Raw genomic sequence first — 15,935 nt, 5'->3', positions numbered from 1 at the left:
CGCGACAAGTAGTCCTCCGCATGTTGATCCCCGCCCAATGCGAGTGCCGTTCGAGGTGGCTGTCGAGGCTTTGGGTACTCCTGAAGCTTCCCCTAACGAGCTCGGCGTACAGCCCTCGACTCCGAACAGGCGGACACCGCTGGCAGGTTGCAAGGCTCATTTTTCGGCGAATTCATCAAGAAGGGACAGAGTGTCCTCCTTCGATGTGACCAAGCCGGAGACGCCGTGGGTCATCCTCGGGCCTCGCGAGGCGGTTGAATTCAAAGAGCAGACGGCGGCTCTGCGTGCTGCGGGTGGCCGGGTGTACGAGCTGCATGCTCGCGATCTGACGGATGGGGCGGGGACGTGTCATGCCTTTGCCCGCGCGGTCGGAGTCCCCGGCTATTTCGGCTGGAACTGGGATGCCCTGGTCGACCGCCTCGACGACCTCTACGTTGCCCTCACGGGCGGGGTTGGGATCGTCATGGTCGTCCACGAGGCCGATGCCCTCCTCGGGGCGGATCATCTCAAGACGTTCATGACGATGCTGTGCCTGGGGGCGGACCGCGCTCACAGCGAGGTGGATCCGGACGGCAACGTCAGGGAGGAACCCGTGGTGATCGAACACTTCGTCTTCCTGCTCGACGAGGTCCGCACCGAAGAGTTCGCCGCAGGGGTGGAAGCTCCCGACCTCGTTGTTCGTGTGGAGGGTGAGTTCCTCACGGTGGCCTTGGACCTCGACGTCTGGCGGCCCAATGCGGCCGGGCGCCCGAAGGTCTCCTGACCCCAGGCCGTACGGGCCCCGGTTTGACCTCTCGGACCGGGCCCAGCACTTGGGCTGCTTGAGACTACGAGCAGCCCATGGCAGGCTCGTGCCGCATGATCGATGAGTTCGCGAAAGACAACCTGCACGGGAGACTGCGGCGGGACCGCAAGGCGCTGCTCTGGAAACTCGACGGCTTGTCCGAGTACGACGCCCGCCGACCTCTGACAGCGACCGGGACGAACCTCCTCGGCCTGGTCAAACACGTGGCCAACGTCGAGGCCAGGTACTTCGGCGAGGTCTTCGACCGCCCTTCCCCGGAACCGCTGTGCCGGTGGCAGGACTCCGACGGCAGCGATCAGTGGGCGGCCGAGGACGAGACGCGCGATCAGATCATCGGGTTCTACCGGCGCACGTGGGAACACTCGGACGCTACGATCAACGAGCTTCCCCTCGACGCTCCCGGCCACGTGCCGTGGTGGCCGGAGCCTTCCACCAACACGAACCTGTTCGCCGTCATGACCCATGTCCTCAGCGAGACCGTCCGGCATGCCGGGCACGCCGACATCCTGCGCGAGGGCCTCGACGGCCGGACCGGGCTGCGCGCCGAACACGAGCAGCAGATCGACGAGGATGCCCGTGCGGCCCACCGCGCGAAGATCGAGCAGGCCGCCCGGTCGGCCGCACCAATCAAGGCTTGGAGGATGCCTCGCGTGGCGGGTTTCGCGAGCCGCTTGTAGCAGGTCAGGACTGCGGCGAGGCCGAGAAGGTCTTCACCGCCCTGTTCGCCCGGGCCGATGCCGAAGGCGATCTCGACTCTGGGCTCACGCGGTCGACTCGACCATCGTCCGTGCGGGGCACGGAAGGCGAGCCCGTCGACCATGGCCTCGGACGGTCCCGCGGCGGACTGACCACGAAGATCCACCTGGCTGCCGACAACCGCTGCCGGCCCCTTGCCTTCGACATCACACCTGGCCAAGCCGGTGACCCACCCGCGTTCCCGCTGGTCATCGCCCGCTTACGGGTTCCGCGGTCGGTCGTCGGCAGACCGAGAGCGAGACCGGACGTGGTCCTGGACCACAAGGCGTACTCGTCCCGCGCGATCCGTTCCCATCTGCGTGGGGCGCGGGATCCGGGCAGTGATCCCGCAGCCCGCCGACCGGGCGGCCAACCGCAAACGCCTCGGCAGTCGTGTCGGCAGGCCGCCGGCCTTCGACCGCGAGGCCTACAAAACAGCGGAACACCGTCGAGCGGTGCGTCAACAAAAGCTCAGGCAATGGCGCGGGCCGGCCACTCGCTACGACTAGACCGCCACCCGTCTACCTCGCCGCCATCTTCATCTGGTCAGCGGGGTGATCCGAGGGAAACGCCCTAGACGACCCGGTTTCCCCGGTTCCCCGCCGGTGTGTTCTTCACCGCGGCCACCAGCGGGGCGAGTTCCGGATCGAGCGCCGCTTCGTCCAGCGCCTCGCGCAGCGCGGTGTCGCTGGTGGGGCGGGCCTCGGCCAGGAGCGCCAGGCCGGCCGGGCTGACGTCGGTGTAGATGCCCCGGCGGTCGGTGTCGCACAGGTAGCGGTTCAGTAGCCCGCGGTCCTCCAGCCGGCTGACCAGGCGCGTCGTCGCGCTCTGGCTGAGCACGACCGAGTCCGCGACCTGGTGCATGCGCAGGTGGCCGCCGGCGCCGCTGTGCTGGCGGCTGAGCACGTCGAGCAGGGAGTACTCGCGCACGCTCAGTTCGTGTCCCGCCTGGAGAGCGCGCTCGATGTGCGTCTCGATCCGGCCGTGCAGGAGGGAGAGGGCGGACCAGCCCTGGGAGAGGGCGGTGAGTGCGCTGTCCGTGGCCGTCATGGCTTCCTCCTCAGGGGCGTGTGACTCCAGGATAGGGCACGTCTGCAATTGCCCGCGCTTGCAAATATCCCGCGTCTGCAATTAATGTGGACGCAGGCAACCCGCCGTGGTCAATACCCCGCCCCGTCGGGGGCCGGTCGGCCCGGACCCCGCGGGCACCGGCCGCGCAGTACACGCACCCTCCCTCCCCTGAAGGGCACCCCTCATGCCTCTCGCGCTCCTCGCACTCGCCATCGGCGCCTTCGGGATCGGCACCACCGAATTCGTGATCATGGGCCTGCTTCCCGAGGTCGCCGGTACGTACGGCGTCTCGATCCCCACCGCGGGCTTCCTGGTCACCGGCTACGCCCTCGGCGTGGTGCTCGGCGCCCCGCTGATGACCGTCCTCGGCACCCGCATCCCGCGCAAGCGCATGCTGATGCTGCTCATGGGCCTGTTCATCGTGGGCAACGTGGTCTCCGCGCTGGCCCCCGCCTTCGGCGTCATGCTCGCCGGACGGGTCGTGGCCTCCCTCGCCCACGGCGCCTTCTTCGGCATCGGCGCGGTCGTCGCGGCCGAGCTCGTCGCCCCCGAGAAGAAGGCCGGAGCCATCGCCATGATGTTCACCGGCCTCACCGTGGCCAATGTCGTCGGCGTCCCGCTCGGCACCCTCGTCGGCCAGCACCTCGGCTGGCGGGTCACCTTCCTGATCGTCGCCTCCCTCGGCCTCCTCGGCCTGCTCGGCATCGCGCGGCTCGTCCCCGACCTGCCCCGACCCGAGGGCGTACGGATCCGCCACGAGCTGGCCGCCTTCCGCAACGTCCAGGTGCTCCTGGCGATGGGGATGACCGTGCTCGGCTTCGGCGGGGTCTTCGCCGCCATCACCTACATCACCCCGATGATGACCAACGTCGCCGGTTTCGCAGACACCTCCGTCACCTGGCTGCTCGTCCTCCTCGGCCTCGGCATGGTCGCGGGCAACCTCGTCGGCGGCCGCTTCGCCGACCGCGCGCTGATGCCGATGCTGTACACCTCCCTGGGTGCGCTCGCCGTGGTCCTGGCCGCCTTCACCCTCACCGCCCACACCCGTACCGGCGCAGCCGTCACCCTCTTCCTCATCGGGGCCCTCGGCTTCGCCACCGTGCCGCCGCTGCAGAAGCGCGTCCTCGACCAGGCCGCCGGCGCCCCCACCCTGGCCTCCGCCGTCAACATCGGCGCCTTCAACCTCGGCAACGCCCTCGCCGCCTGGCTCGGCGGACTCGTCATCGCCGCCGGACTCGGCTGGACCGCCCCGAACTGGGTCGGCGCGGCGCTGGCCGCCTCCGCGCTGGCCCTCGCCGTGGTCTCCGGCGCGCTGGAACGGCGTACGGGGACCCGCGCGAGCGGCGAAGGCGGTGGCCGGGTCGTCGCGTCCGTTACCCCGGCAGCGGCAGCGGCAGCGGCGGCCGTCCCGGCCCACCGCTGATCCACCCGCCCCCGTACCGCAGCCCCGCATCCCCCACACCACAGGAGACCCGCATGTCCACGCCCGCGTACACCCCCGCCTCCCCCCGCACCGTCGTCGCCCTCCTGACCACCGCGGACGCCGAGGCGCTCGTCGCCGCCGCCACGGCGGCCGCCGAAGCGGCCGGGGTCCCCGTCAGCGTCACCGTGCTCGACGCGGGCGGCCACCCGCTCGCCTTCCGGCGCGACGACCGGGCCGTCCTGATCTCGGGCGAGACCAGTACCCGCAAGGCCTTCACGGCGCTGCAGCTGGACGCCCCGACCGCCGATCTCGTCGACGCCGTCCAGCCCGGCGGCCCGTTCCACACCCTGCCCACCGCCCTGGACCGGCCGCTGCTGTTCATCGCGGGCGGGCTGCCGGTCCACCGCGACGGCCGGCTCGTCGGAGCCATCGGCGTCGGCGGCGGAGCCCCGGCCCAGGACCACGGGTTCGCCGAGTCCGCGCTCGGCACGCTCGCCTGATCATCAGCCCGGGTCGCGCACCGCCGTCCCCCGTGCCACGTTGGTACGGGGAAAGGTGCATGATGCCGCAGACGAAGCAGTACCGGCGGAGCCACGTCATCGCGACGGCGACCGTCGCCGCGCTGGTCACCCTTGTCGCCGTCCCCGGCTGCGCCTCCGGCACGTCCGGCCCGGGGGACGCCCGGGTCCCGGCCGCGGCGCCCACCCCGCCGAGCGCGACGACCCCGGCCGCCACCCCGCCCCCCGCCGTCGCCACCGCCACCCCGCAAGCCCCTGCGCCCTCGCCGACGCCCACTTTTCCGCTGTCCACCGCCCCGCGCACCATCCCGGCCGTACGGGAACACGTGCCGGCCCGCGGCCCCGGCTGGCGGCCCGCCCCCGAGGCGCGGGTCGTCGTACCGCCGGCCGACAGCGCGGCCCTGGCGGACGAGGGCAGGATGCTGGCCGGGGAACTGCGGATCGGCTTCGCCGAATCGGACGCCCCGCGCAAGGGCGACGTGGAACTCGCGCTCGGGCCGAAGGGCTCCGGCGCACCCGAGTCGTACACCCTCACCGTGCGCGACGGGCAGGTCCGCATCACCGGACCCGACCAGGCCGGGGTGTTCTACGGCACCCGCACCCTCAAACAGGAGGTGAGCGGCGGCCGTTCGGCCCCGGAGGGCACCGTGCGCGACGCCCCGGCCAAACCCCAGCGCGGGCTCAACCTCGACATCGCGCGCAAGCACTTCACCCCGGACTGGATCGAGGACCGGCTGCGCGAGATGGCCGATCTGAAGCTGAACCAGCTCGGCCTGCACTTCTCCGACGACCAGGCCTTCCGGATCGAGTCCGACACCCACCCCGAGATCGTCTCCACCCCCCACCTCACCAAGGCGCAGGTGCGCGGGATCACCGCGCTCGCCGCCCGGCTGCACATAGCGGTCGTCCCCGAGATCGACTCGCCGGGCCACCTCGGAGCGGTCCTGCGCGCCTACCCCGGACTGCAACTGCGCGACGTGCAGGGCCGGGTGGTCAAGGGGGCGGTCGACATCGCGAACCCGGCCGCGGCGAAGCTCGTGGACGAACTCCTGCGGGAGTACCTGCCGTTGTTCCCCGGCTCCCTCTGGAACCTGGGAGCCGACGAGTACCAGGCACTGGTCTACCGCGATCCGCAGACTTCCTTCCCGCAGCTCACGGCCGCCGCCCGCAAGCGGTACGGGCCCACCGCCCGCGTCCAGGACCTGGCGACGGGCTGGCTGAACGACCGGGCGGACGTGGTCCGTTCGGCGGACCGGGCGCCGGCGGCCTGGAACGACGGCTTCTTCACCGGCGGGATAGCCCAGCCCGCCCGGGACATCCAGGTCGAGTACTGGACGGGCAAGGAGAACGGCGCCCGGCCGCCGCTGGAGTACCTGCGCGAGGGCCGCAAGGTCGTCAACCTCAACGACGAGTACCTCTACTACGTGCTGGGGGAGCCGAACCAGTTCACGTACCCCGACGGCCGGCGCATCTACCAGCAGTGGACCCCGCTCGTGCTGCGCGGCACCGCGGCCGTGCCCGCGCGGTACGCCGGGCAGATCCTGGGCGCGCGCCTCGCCGTCTGGTGCGACCTGGCCGGGGCCCAGACCCAGGCCCAGGTCGCGGCGGGCATCCGGCTGCCCCTCGCCGCCCTCTCCCAGAAGGTCTGGGACTCCCGCACCCCGGCCCTGGACTGGCCGGCCTTCAAGTCCCTGGCCGACCGGCTGTAGCGCCGCCCGCCGGAGCCCGGCCGTCCGAAACCCGCTGGCCGCGTCCGGCCCGCTTTGCTTGGATGCGGGCATGGACGACAGCACGCTGCCCTCGCCGGAGGGCTACGAGATTTCCACCGCTCCCGACCGCCTCGACCGGGAGCTGATCCACCGGTGGCTGTCCGGGGACGCCTACTGGGCCCTCGGACGGAGCCGGGAGAAGCAGGACGCGGCCATCGAGGGATCACTCAACTACGGCGTCTACGACGCGGTGTCCGGCCTCCAGGTGGCCTACGCGCGCATCGTCACCGACCGGTCCACCTTCGCCTGGCTCTGCGACGTGTACGTGGACCGGGGCGTGCGGGGCAAGGGGCTCGGCACCGCCCTGGCGGGAGCGGTACGGGACCACCTCGCCCCGTACGGGCTGCGGAGGATCCTGCTGGCGACGGCGGACGCGCACGAGGTCTACGCCAAGGTCGGCTTCGAGCCGCTCGCGACCCCGGAGAAGTGGATGGCCCTCGGCGAACAGTAGGGCGCCGCAGGGCCCTGGCGGGCGCCTACCAGATGGAGTTGACCCACTCCGGGTGGTCGATGAACGGGTTCCGGTTGTGCTGGTAGGTGTCGTATATGACCTGGTTGCGGCGCTGCTCGAACGCGTCCGGCGGGTCCTGCAGGTTCCACTGCTTCAGCACGCTGATCCGGCCGTGGGAGGGGGCGCTGCCGTTGTTGACCCGGTCGTTCATCTCCAGGTCGGCGAAGCCGTCGCCGCCCTCGTACCGCACGGCCATGTAGAGCAGCATGCGCGCGACATCACCCTTGACCGCGTTCCGCGGCTCGAAGGAGTCGGAGTCGGTCAGACTGCCGGGGGCCTCGGAGACCGGGCCGCCGCCCATGTCGAAGTCCTTGTTCCCGCGGGTGCTGTTGACGGTCACGTCCTCGGGCCTGAGGTGGTGCAGGTCGGTCCCGGGGCCGGTGGCGGTGCCGAAGTCGCCGTGGCTCTTGGCCCAGACGTGCTCGCGGTTCCAGTCGTTGGGGTCGCCGCCGTTGGTGGACTTCGACTGCGAGCGGCCCGAGTAGACCAGGATGACGTTGTTCGAGTTCGCGGGGTCCTGATCGGTGACCTTCAGGGCGTTCCACACGCCGTCGTAGGTCACCCTGGACTGGGTCTTGATGATGTTGTGCAGCGCCGTCTTGAGCGCGGCGCCGGTCTTGCCCTCGGCGGTGGCGTAGTAGGTGTCGACGGCGACGGAGGCCGAAGCCGCCGTGGGGGCGGCCTCGTTCTGCTGGCCCGCCGAGGCGGAGGCCGGGAGCAGTATGAGGGACGCGGCCGCGAGGCCGGCTGCCCAGGGAGTAAGGCGCGAGATTCTCATCACGTGGGGGGTACCTCTCCATACGCACCGCTCCCGCCCGGGGAATTGGCGGGGCATCAGGTGGCAGATGCGAGGTTCACATTGTCATGTGCCCTACAGGTAAAAAGCACGTGTCCGGAGGCAGGATTTTCTACGCGCGTCGCGTGGTGCGCCGCGTGGTGGCCGCGGTGTCCCGTGCGGGTGATTGGCGCAAGAATCCCTATGCAGGATCGGGCGGCGCGGGCACGGTGGCGGAGGCCACACCGTGAACAGCCCTCCCAGGAGCAGCCCATGGCACCGAAGATCCTCATCGTGACCGGCGACGCGGCGGAGTCGCTGGAAGTCCTCTACCCCTACCAGCGCCTGATCGAGGAGGGGTACGAGGTGCACATCGCCGCGCCGGCGGTGAAGAAGCTGCGGTTCGTCGTGCACGACTTCGAGGACGGCTTCGACACCTACACCGAGAAGCCCGGCTACACCTGGCCCGCCGACATCGCCTTCGCCGACGTCGACCCCGGGGAGTACGCGGCGCTGGTCGTACCCGGTGGACGGGCTCCGGAGTACCTGCGCAACGACCCCGAGGTCCGGCGGATCCTGGCGGCCTTCGCCGGTTCCGACAAGCCGATCGCGCAGATCTGTCACGGCCCCCTGATCTCCGCCGCGGCCGGTGCGCTCGACGGTCGGCGGGTCACGGCCTATCCGGCGCTGGAGCTGGACATGAAGGCGGCCGGCGCCGTGTTCGAGGACTCCGAGGCCGTGGTCGACGGCACGCTGGTGTCGGCCCGCGCGTGGCCCGACCACTCGGCCTGGATGAGGGAGTTCCTGACCGTCCTGCGCGGCAAGGCCCCGGTTTCCGGAGAGTGAGCTTCGCCGTCCCCTTGTGAAAGAACCTCGCCGGGGACTGCCGGGAAGCAATCGATGTGGTGGGGTGTGCGAGTCAACCCACCTGTTGCGTACGGCAGTTGAGAGGGTCAGTCATGACGGGAAGCTTTGGACGACGCGGGTTCATCGGTGCGGCCGCGGCGCTGGGAGGCGCCGCGCTCGTCGGGGCGGGGGCGCCGCTCGCACAGGCGCGGGAAGCCGGGGCGCAGCAGGCGGCCCGGCCGCCGCGGCCCGACACGATGGCGGTCCCGGCGGGCTTCCAGCCCGAGGGGATCGCCGTCTCCGCGCACGGCACGGCCTATACGGGCTCGCTGCTCGACGGCTCGGTCTACCGGTTCGACCTCGCCACCGGAGCCGGGCGGATCATCACCCGGGGCGAGGGCCCGATGTCGGTGGGCCTCAAGCTCGACCCGTACGGCCGGCTGCTGGTCGCCGGCGGCGCCAGCGGGCAGATCCGGGTGGTCGACGCCGGGGACGGTCGGGTTCTGGCCACCCACCAGGCCGCGACCGGCACGGCCTTCGTCAACGACGCCGTCGTCGGCTGCGGCGGCGCGTGGTTCACCGACTCCTTCGCGGACGTCCTGTACTTCCTGCCCGTCGGCCGGGACCTCACCGCCCCCGGCGCGGCCCCCCGCGCCCTGCGGCTCGGCGGCGAGTGGGACCCGGTTCCGCCCGGGGGCGCGTACTGGGGTGCCAACGGGATCGAGCGGACCCCCGACGGTCGGGCGCTGCTCGTGGTGCACGGCAGCGCCGAGGCGCTGTTCCGCGTGGACCCGCGCACCGGCGCCGCCACCCGGACCGTGCTCGACGGCGGTTCCGTGCGCAACGGCGACGGGCTCGTCCTGCACGGACGGACGCTGTACGTGGTGCGCAACTGGGCCTATGCCGTGGACGTGTTCACCCTGAGCGGGGACGGCCGCCGGGCCCGCTTCGTCAAGCGCATCACCGACCCGCGCTTCGACGAGCCGACGACGGCCGCGGTGTACGGCGGCCGCCTCTACGTGGTCAACGCCCGCTTCGACGCCGACTGGTCGGACCCGGCCACCGCCTCGACCGTCGTCAGCTGCCCGTTGTGATGGCGGGCGCCGCCTCGTACTTGTAGTCCGGGCCGAAGTTCTTCTTCACGGCCGCTTCCCAGGTGCCGTCCTCGACCATCTTGCGGAGGGCGTTGTTGACCTTGACCTGGAGCTCGGTGTTGCCCTTCTTCATGCCGATGCCGTAGTTCTCGCTGCTCAGGCTCAGCCCGATCAGCCGGAACTTGCCCTCGTTGCCCTTGCGGGCGGTGTAACCGGCCAGGATGGAGTTGTCCGTGGTCATGGCATCGACCAGGCCGTCCCTGAGGGCCACGACGCATTCGGAGTAGCCGCCGAGCTCCAGGAGGCTCGCCTTGGGGGCCAGGTTCTTCCTGACGTTCTCCGCCGAGGTCGAGCCGGTCACCGAGCACAGTCTCTTGGTGGTGCTGTTGAGGTCCTCGGCCCTGGTGATGGTGGGGTCGTCGGCGCGGACCATCAGATCCTGGTGCGCGAGGAAGTACGGCCCGGCGAAGTCGACCTTCAGCTTGCGCTTGTCGTTGATCGAGTAGCTGGCCGCGACGATCTCGACCTCGTTGAACTCGATGAGGAGCTCGCGGTCGTTGCTGAGGACCTGCTTGAAGGCGATCCGGTCCTTCGGGTAGCCGAGCTCCTTCGCGATGTACGTCGCCACGTCCACGTCGAAACCGGTGAAGGTGCCGTCGGGCTCCCGCATGCCGACGCCCGGCTGGTCGAACTTGATGCCGACGGAGAAGGTCTTCTGGTCGTCGTCACCGCCACACGCCGATGCGGTCAGGGAGAGACCGATCACTGCGGCGATGGCGCCGGCCTTGGGAACCTTCATGCTGCACTCTTTCCTGGGGTACGCGGATACGCGGGTCGCGGGCGCGCCGCTCCGCGCGGAGCGCACCGGGACCGGGCCGGGGCGCGGGGAACCGCGGAGGCTGGTCGACGCGTATATGAGGAAGCTAGGAACTCGTCGGGCACAGTGTCACGACATCTGAGCAAATCTTGAGGGTCACGATCCGGAATGGCGGCAGATCCTGCGGCGGATCCGGCTTTGAACGGGAGAGGAGCCGGTCGGGTGGCAAAGGGCGGGGTACGGGTCGAGGGGAACGCGCTGCTGCTGGGAGAGGGGGCGCAGGTGCGGTTCATGCGGACGCTGCGGCTGCCCGAGACCGGTACGCACAATCTGCCCCCGGGGCTGGGAGAGTTCCCGCTGCGGCGAGTGGAGGACTATCCGGACACGGTTCCGGCGGAGTGGCTCGCCAAGGGCGGGGTGATGCTCCCGGTGTACCTGCGCGAGGCGATGTGGCTCAGTTTCGGCGGGACCCGGGAGCCCACCGCGCTCCAGGTGGGGGTCGGCAAGGTGTGCGCCGTCTCCGGCGAACGGTGGACGGGCGTGCTCGGGCGCCGGCCGCAGAACTACCTCGTGCTGCCGCGTCAGCCGTGGCTGGACGGGATCAACTCGGGCACGGGCACCGTCCGCCAGTTCGTCGCCGTCCCGCTGGGGCTCGGCGCCACCGTGGAGGGCCAGGTCACCGGGGAGGAGACCGCGGGCGGCGTGCAGCTCCAGGCCTTCCCGCTCGGCGCCAAGGCCCTGGAGCGGTGGCGGGAGGAGGAGCGGGCGCGCACGGCGGCCGGTCCCGGCCGGCGCGGCGGCGTTCCGTACGGGACCCTGGCCCCGGGCGCCGTCGGGGGCGGCGGCTACGGAGCGGCCCCGGCGATGCCCCCGGGCATGCCGATGGCGATGCCGGCTCCGATGGCGGCCCCGGCGCCGGGCGGGCCCGTGGGCGGCCCTCCCGGAGCGCCTGCGGCCCCGGCCGCGGCGGGGGGCCCGCTGCGGCGTTCGGGCGGCGGGCCGGCCCCGCAGGCGGCGCCCGCGATGGGCCTCGGCGTCGGCGGCTCCATGCGCCAGGAGGTGTGCCGCGACGACCGCAAGGCGAAGGACTGGGCGGCCGAGCCGGCGGCGCGGGTCTTCGTCCACCTGGTGACGCCGCCCGCGTGGCGCCGGATCACCGGGGAGGAGCCTCCGCCCTCGCCGGTGGACCGGGCCGCCTACACGAAGGCGGGGCTCCCGTGGTTCGACTACTACGACGAGCAGGCCGCCGACCTCGCCCACTCCGACGCCCTCGGCCAGGTGCAGCCGGTGGGCGAATGGCTCGGCGCCGACCAGGCTCCGTGGACGGAACCCGCCCCCGGCCAGATCGCACCCCTGGGGAACGGGCCCCGGCCGGGCAAGCCGGTACAGGACGGCGCCTGGTAGCCGGCTCCGCGCGCGCCGCCCCGTACACCGGACTGGCCGGGAACGTATGGTCGTTCGAGCCCCGGGGCGGCAGCCGTGACAGCATGGGAGGGCAACGCACGGTGGTCGGAGGGGGAGTTCGGTGAGCGGAGTACGCAAGGGCCTGGCCAAGGTGGAGATCGCGCTTCGGTGGGATCCCAGCCCGGCGGGAGCGCCCGTACACGACCTCGACCTGCTCGCCGCGGTCTACGCGGCCGCGGACCCGTACGGGGAGCCCGTCCACCTGGTGCACTTCGGCAGCCGCGCACCCGACGGCACGATCACGCTGAACCGGGACAGCAGGACCGGGCAGGGGCTGGGCTTCGACGAGGTGATGACCCTCGAACTGAACCGGATCGCGGCAGAGTTGACCCGGGTCGTGGTGGGAGTGGTGATCCAGCGGCCGGCCGGCGGCCCGGCACTCACCTTCGCGGACGTGGCGGGAACGGGACTGCGCATCCGGGAGGGCTACACCGATCTCGCCGTGGACGACCTCACGGGCTTCGGCGCGGCCGGCGCGGTCACGATCGCCGAGTTCACCCGGGACGCCGCGGGGGTCTGGACGATGGACCCGACCGTACGGGGCTTCGACGTCGACCCGGAGGAGTTCGCCCGGGCGATGGGCGCGGCCCGGAGCTGAGCGGGAGGCTGGGCGGTCCGGAGCTGAGCGGGAGGCTGGGCGGTCCGGACGCTCGCCGTACGGACCGGTCGGCGGCCACTCCGCGAGGGAGTGCCCGCCGTCCGGTCCGGGGGCCGCGCTGCCGCCGTCCCCACGAGGCAGCGCGAGCGGGCCGCCGCCCGGTCATCGGGGACGGCGGCCCGCTGGTTCAGGGGGTCTGGTCCAGCGGGGCCCGGTCCAGCGGGGCCCGGTCCGCCTCGGGCGGGTCCGTGCCCAGCGCCGGCAGCAGGCAGGTGTCGACGAACCGTACGAGGTACTCGGCGTCGGCGTAGCGCCCCTCCAGTACGGGACGGATGCGCAGCACCCCCATCAGCTGCGCCGGCAGGAACTCCACGGCCGGGTGCCCGGGGGCGAGCTCGCCCCGCGCCACGGCCCGCGCCACGATCGAGCCGAACGCCGTCAGCTCCGGCTCCACCAGAGCCTCGCGCAGGGCCGCCTTCAGCTCCTCGTCGCTCAGCACCGCGTGCCCGAGGGCCTGCATCAGCCGGGTGTCGCGCCCCGAGGTGCAGGCGGCGATCCGGGCCGCCTCGCGCAGGTCGCCCGCCAGGGTTCCGGTGTCCACCGCGGCGAGGGTCCCGCGCCGGTCCGCGCGCAGCGCGGCGGCGACGAGCTGCGGTTTGGTCTTCCACTGCCGGTAGAGCGTGGACTTTCCGCAGGTGGCACGGGCGGCGATCTTCTCCATGGTCAGCGCCTCGTAGCCGTCTTCGCGCAACTGCTCCAGGACGGCGTGGTAGAGCTGCTGCTCCCGCTCCGGGGTGATCTTGGAGCGGCGCGCGGGGGCCGGGGCGGCTTCCGGCGTCGGCGACGTCATGGGGCGGCTCTCCTCGATGCTGCGTGCCACTTGCTACCTGTTCGGAGTCCGATGCGGCGAAATTTTCGGTCGCGGCGCAGCGGCCTCTAGTGAAAGTCTACGGGAACGCGAGCGTATCGGTACACAGTCGTATCGATACGAGAATGTATCGATACACTGGTGTGTCGATTGTGAGCCGTGTACAGGAAGCGAGACCGGGGGATGACCTCCCACACCACAGGTGACGGGGCCGGCGCGGGGCCGGGCGCCCGCCGCCGCCTCATGCGCGAGCTCCTGCTCGTCGTGGGCCTCTTCGCCGTCTACAAGTGCGGCCGCACGCTCGCCACCGGCCGCACGGACGAGGCCTTCCGCAACGCCACCCGGGTCTGGGACGCCGAGCGCACCCTGCACCTGCCCGGCGAAGGCCTGGTCCAGCGCCTGCTCCTGCACAGCGACGCCCTCGTGCACACGGCGAACACCTACTACGCGGCCGTGCACTTCCCCGCCACCGTGCTCTTCCTCGTCTGGCTCTACCTCCGCCGCCCCGCGCACTACCTCTGGACCCGCCGGGTCCTGGCCGTCCTGACCGGCGCGGCCCTCGTCCTCCACCTGGCCTTCCCCCTCGCACCCCCGCGGATGCTGGGCGCGGCCCACCTGATCGACACCGGCCAGGTCTACGGCCCGACCGTCTACGGGGCCGCGCCCGCCGCCGACACCATGGCCAACCAGTTCGCCGCGATGCCCTCGCTGCACTTCGGCTGGGCGCTGATGCTGGCCCTCGGCATGATCGCCGCGACCTCCTCGCGGTGGCGCGCCCTGTGGCTGCTGCACCCGCTGGTGACCCTGCTCGTCGTCGTCGGCACGGCCAACCACTACTGGCTCGACGCCATCGTCGCCACGCTGCTCCTCGGGGCCGCCCTGCTGCTGGTCCCGCGCCCGGTCGGCCGCTCGCTCGTCGCCCGGCGGAGCGTGCCCGGCGGGCGCTCGGCCCCGGCCCGGGTGCCGACGCCGGTACCGGCGGGTGCGGGTGACGTGAGGGCCGTGGAGCCGGTGCCGGTGGAGCCCGTAGGAGCGGTCCGGTGAACGCCACGCTCCTCGCCGTCCTGCTCTGCCTCGCCGCGGCCGTCACCTACGCGGCCGCCGCCGTCGCCCAGGAACGCCTCGCCCGCCGCGGGGTCGCCCGCAGCACCGCGGCGCTGCTCGGCAACGGCGCCTGGTGGTGGTCGGCGGGCCTGAACGCCGCCGCCGCGCTCCTGCACGCCGCCGCCCTGCGGTACGGGCCGCTCACCCTGGTCCAGCCGCTCGGTGCGCTCACCCTCGTCGCCGCCGTACCGCTGGGCGCGCGCGGCGCCGGGCGGCGGGTCGTGGCCAGCGAGTGGCGCGGCACCCTGGCCACCGTCGTCGGGCTCGGCCTGCTCCTGGTGCCCGCCTCCGGCCCGTCCCCCGACGAGAGCCTGACCCTGGCCGAAGCGCTCGCCGTCTCCGGAGCCACGGCCGCGGTGATCATGCTGCTGACCGCGCGGAGCGACACCCGCTCGGGGCTGCGCCACGCGACGGCGTCGGGGCTGGCCTCCGCGGCGGCCTCCGCGCTGACCCAGACCGTAGCCGTGGCGGGCGGCCGGGGCGGGTCCCTGCTCAGCGTCCGGGTCGTCTCGGTGGCGCTGCTCGTGGTGGTCTTCGCGGTCGGCGGGATGCTCCTGTCGCAGCAGGCCTACCGGGGCGGTCTCGGAGCCCCGCTCGCGGTGGTCAACCTGACCAACCCGCTGGCCGCGGCCGCGATCGGCATGATCCTGCTCGGCGAACGCATCCACGGCGGAGCGTTCGGTGTCCTGCTCGCCGCGGCGGGAGCGCTCGCGGCGGCCCGGGGCGTGCTGCTGCTCACCCGAACGCCGAAGCAGACCGCGGCCGTTCCCTCGCAGGCCAAGCCCATGGCAGGTGTGGCAGCATGACCCGCATGGCTGCCGACGAGTACTCGTTCCTTTCGCTCCGCTCGTTCCTCTCGCTCCGTTCCAAGAGCTCGATCCTGTCGATCGGTTCGGTGGGCTCGATCCTGTCCATCGGTTCCGTGGGCTCGATCCTCTCCGTCGGCTCGGTGGGCAGCGTGCTGTCGGCCGCCTCGATCGGCTCGGCCCTGTCGGCCGGCTCGGTGGCGTCGGTGCTGAGCGCGGGCTCGCTGGGCTCCGTCCAGTCGAAGCTGTCGGTCCTCTCCTGGCGCTCGCACGGCGGATTCCTGGCGGTGGGCACGGTGGTGCTGGGCGCGGTGGCCGTGGCCGCCGTCAGGCCCGCCCCGGTGGCCCGGCGCCGCGGCTGAGAACCGTTCCGCCCGTCCGCGCGTCTCCGTACCCGAGACACCAACGAACCACCGCGCGCGACGACGCGCACACCGAAGCGGAGTGAACGGGCATGGGCATCATCGGCTGGATCATCCTTGGACTGCTCGCGGGCGCCATAGCCAAGGTCCTGCTGCCCGGCCGTGACCCGGGCGGCCTGATCGGCACCACCCTCATCGGCATCGCCGGCGCCTTCACCGGCGGCTGGCTCTCGGCGAAGTTCCTGGACCGGTCGATCCAGAACGACTTCTTCGACCTCGCGACCTGGGGCTCCGCCATCGCCGGCTCCCTGGTCCTCCTCGTCGCCTACCGCCTCCTCTTCGGCAACTCCCGCAACTGACCGGCCTAGG

18 protein-coding genes and 1 pseudogene are annotated in these 15,935 nt (G+C 72.1%); 15 read left to right on the top strand and 4 right to left on the bottom strand.

Annotated features, from left to right (window positions below; genetic code table 11):
• The first annotated feature begins 190 nt into the window (after nt 1–190).
• The 3 genes and pseudogenes from AC6CKD_RS07240 to AC6CKD_RS07230 all read left to right on the top strand — a co-directional run.
• Nucleotides 191–763, top strand: coding sequence for a barstar family protein (locus AC6CKD_RS07240; RefSeq protein ID WP_498325924.1), 573 nt, complete (start codon nt 191–193; stop codon nt 761–763).
• A 95-nt stretch (nt 764–858) separates the two neighbouring features.
• Nucleotides 859–1,482: a DinB family protein gene (locus AC6CKD_RS07235; RefSeq protein WP_498325923.1), complete on the top strand. Its 624-nt coding sequence runs from the start codon at nt 859–861 to the stop codon at nt 1,480–1,482.
• Nucleotides 1,483–1,628: 146 nt separating this feature from the next.
• Nucleotides 1,629–2,046 (top strand): annotated as a pseudogene (locus AC6CKD_RS07230) (transposase); the annotation flags it as partial.
• A 67-nt stretch (nt 2,047–2,113) separates the two neighbouring features.
• On the opposite strand, the gene AC6CKD_RS07225 reads toward AC6CKD_RS07230, so the two are convergent.
• Entirely contained in the window at nt 2,114–2,590 is a 477-nt protein-coding gene (locus tag AC6CKD_RS07225; protein ID WP_498325922.1) for a MarR family winged helix-turn-helix transcriptional regulator, read from the bottom strand.
• 205 nt (nt 2,591–2,795) lie between these two features.
• Between AC6CKD_RS07225 and AC6CKD_RS07220 the strand changes: the two genes are divergently transcribed.
• From AC6CKD_RS07220 to AC6CKD_RS07205, 4 genes are all read left to right on the top strand, one after another.
• Nucleotides 2,796–4,034 carry an MFS transporter gene (locus AC6CKD_RS07220; protein ID WP_498325920.1) on the top strand — a complete coding sequence of 413 codons (1,239 nt, stop codon included), beginning with the start codon at nt 2,796–2,798 and terminating at the stop codon, nt 4,032–4,034.
• Between the two features lie 53 nt (nt 4,035–4,087).
• Nucleotides 4,088–4,534 carry a GlcG/HbpS family heme-binding protein gene (locus AC6CKD_RS07215; protein ID WP_498325919.1) on the top strand — a complete coding sequence of 149 codons (447 nt, stop codon included), beginning with the start codon at nt 4,088–4,090 and terminating at the stop codon, nt 4,532–4,534.
• A 59-nt stretch (nt 4,535–4,593) separates the two neighbouring features.
• Nucleotides 4,594–6,261 (top strand): beta-N-acetylhexosaminidase, encoded by a 1,668-nt coding sequence (locus tag AC6CKD_RS07210; protein WP_498325918.1) that lies wholly within the window; start codon nt 4,594–4,596, stop codon nt 6,259–6,261.
• A 70-nt stretch (nt 6,262–6,331) separates the two neighbouring features.
• A complete protein-coding gene (locus tag AC6CKD_RS07205; RefSeq protein WP_498325917.1) occupies nt 6,332–6,772 on the top strand; it encodes a GNAT family N-acetyltransferase in 441 nt (146 codons plus the stop codon).
• Nucleotides 6,773–6,797: 25 nt separating this feature from the next.
• Here the strand turns inward: AC6CKD_RS07205 and AC6CKD_RS07200 are convergent, their stop codons facing one another.
• The gene (locus AC6CKD_RS07200; RefSeq protein ID WP_498325916.1) at nt 6,798–7,610 is read right to left on the bottom strand and encodes an endonuclease I family protein; all 813 of its coding nucleotides are present in this window, start codon (nt 7,608–7,610) and stop codon (nt 6,798–6,800) included.
• Nucleotides 7,611–7,880: 270 nt separating this feature from the next.
• Between AC6CKD_RS07200 and AC6CKD_RS07195 the strand changes: the two genes are divergently transcribed.
• Together AC6CKD_RS07195 and AC6CKD_RS07190 are read left to right on the top strand one after the other, a co-directional pair.
• The gene (locus tag AC6CKD_RS07195; protein WP_498325915.1) at nt 7,881–8,453 is read left to right on the top strand and encodes a DJ-1/PfpI family protein; all 573 of its coding nucleotides are present in this window, start codon (nt 7,881–7,883) and stop codon (nt 8,451–8,453) included.
• Between the two features lie 113 nt (nt 8,454–8,566).
• Complete coding sequence (locus tag AC6CKD_RS07190) at nt 8,567–9,547, top strand: SMP-30/gluconolactonase/LRE family protein (protein WP_498325914.1); 981 nt, start codon at nt 8,567–8,569, stop codon at nt 9,545–9,547.
• Here AC6CKD_RS07190 and AC6CKD_RS07185 read toward each other — a convergent pair.
• Nucleotides 9,531–10,346, bottom strand: a complete 816-nt coding sequence (locus AC6CKD_RS07185) for a glutamate ABC transporter substrate-binding protein (protein ID WP_498325913.1) — start codon at nt 10,344–10,346, stop codon at nt 9,531–9,533. The two genes, AC6CKD_RS07190 and AC6CKD_RS07185, sit on opposite strands and share 17 nt — an antisense overlap.
• Nucleotides 10,347–10,586: 240 nt before the next feature.
• On the opposite strand from AC6CKD_RS07185, the gene AC6CKD_RS07180 reads away from it, so the two are divergent.
• Both AC6CKD_RS07180 and AC6CKD_RS07175 read left to right on the top strand, forming a co-directional pair.
• Nucleotides 10,587–11,768 (top strand): hypothetical protein, encoded by a 1,182-nt coding sequence (locus AC6CKD_RS07180; RefSeq protein WP_498325911.1) that lies wholly within the window; start codon nt 10,587–10,589, stop codon nt 11,766–11,768.
• Nucleotides 11,769–11,889: 121 nt separating this feature from the next.
• Entirely contained in the window at nt 11,890–12,426 is a 537-nt protein-coding gene (locus AC6CKD_RS07175) for a TerD family protein (RefSeq protein WP_498325910.1), read from the top strand.
• A 187-nt stretch (nt 12,427–12,613) separates the two neighbouring features.
• Here AC6CKD_RS07175 and AC6CKD_RS07170 read toward each other — a convergent pair whose 3' ends face one another.
• Nucleotides 12,614–13,276: a TetR/AcrR family transcriptional regulator gene (locus AC6CKD_RS07170; RefSeq protein WP_498325909.1), complete on the bottom strand. Its 663-nt coding sequence runs from the start codon at nt 13,274–13,276 to the stop codon at nt 12,614–12,616.
• 201 nt (nt 13,277–13,477) lie between these two features.
• Here AC6CKD_RS07170 and AC6CKD_RS07165 point away from each other — a divergent pair, with 201 nt between their 5' ends.
• The 4 genes from AC6CKD_RS07165 to AC6CKD_RS07150 all read left to right on the top strand — a co-directional run bounded on the left by AC6CKD_RS07165 (nt 13,478) and on the right by AC6CKD_RS07150 (nt 15,925).
• Complete coding sequence (locus AC6CKD_RS07165) at nt 13,478–14,338, top strand: phosphatase PAP2 family protein (protein ID WP_498325908.1); 861 nt, start codon at nt 13,478–13,480, stop codon at nt 14,336–14,338.
• Nucleotides 14,335–15,204: a DMT family transporter gene (locus AC6CKD_RS07160; protein ID WP_498325907.1), complete on the top strand. Its 870-nt coding sequence runs from the start codon at nt 14,335–14,337 to the stop codon at nt 15,202–15,204. Before AC6CKD_RS07165 ends, AC6CKD_RS07160 begins: the two co-directional genes overlap by 4 nt.
• A complete protein-coding gene (locus tag AC6CKD_RS07155) occupies nt 15,201–15,566 on the top strand; it encodes a hypothetical protein (protein ID WP_498325906.1) in 366 nt (121 codons plus the stop codon). The genes AC6CKD_RS07160 and AC6CKD_RS07155 overlap by 4 nt, the downstream gene beginning before the upstream one ends.
• Before the next feature lie 92 nt (nt 15,567–15,658).
• Nucleotides 15,659–15,925, top strand: coding sequence for a GlsB/YeaQ/YmgE family stress response membrane protein (locus tag AC6CKD_RS07150; RefSeq protein ID WP_498325905.1), 267 nt, complete (start codon nt 15,659–15,661; stop codon nt 15,923–15,925).
• The last annotated feature ends 10 nt before the right edge of the window (nt 15,926–15,935 follow it).

It is taken from the genome of Streptomyces sp. GQ60, from assembly GCF_059758875.1.
Note: the sequence above shows the minus strand (reverse complement) of the source record. Positions and strands in the feature narration are given on the sequence as shown.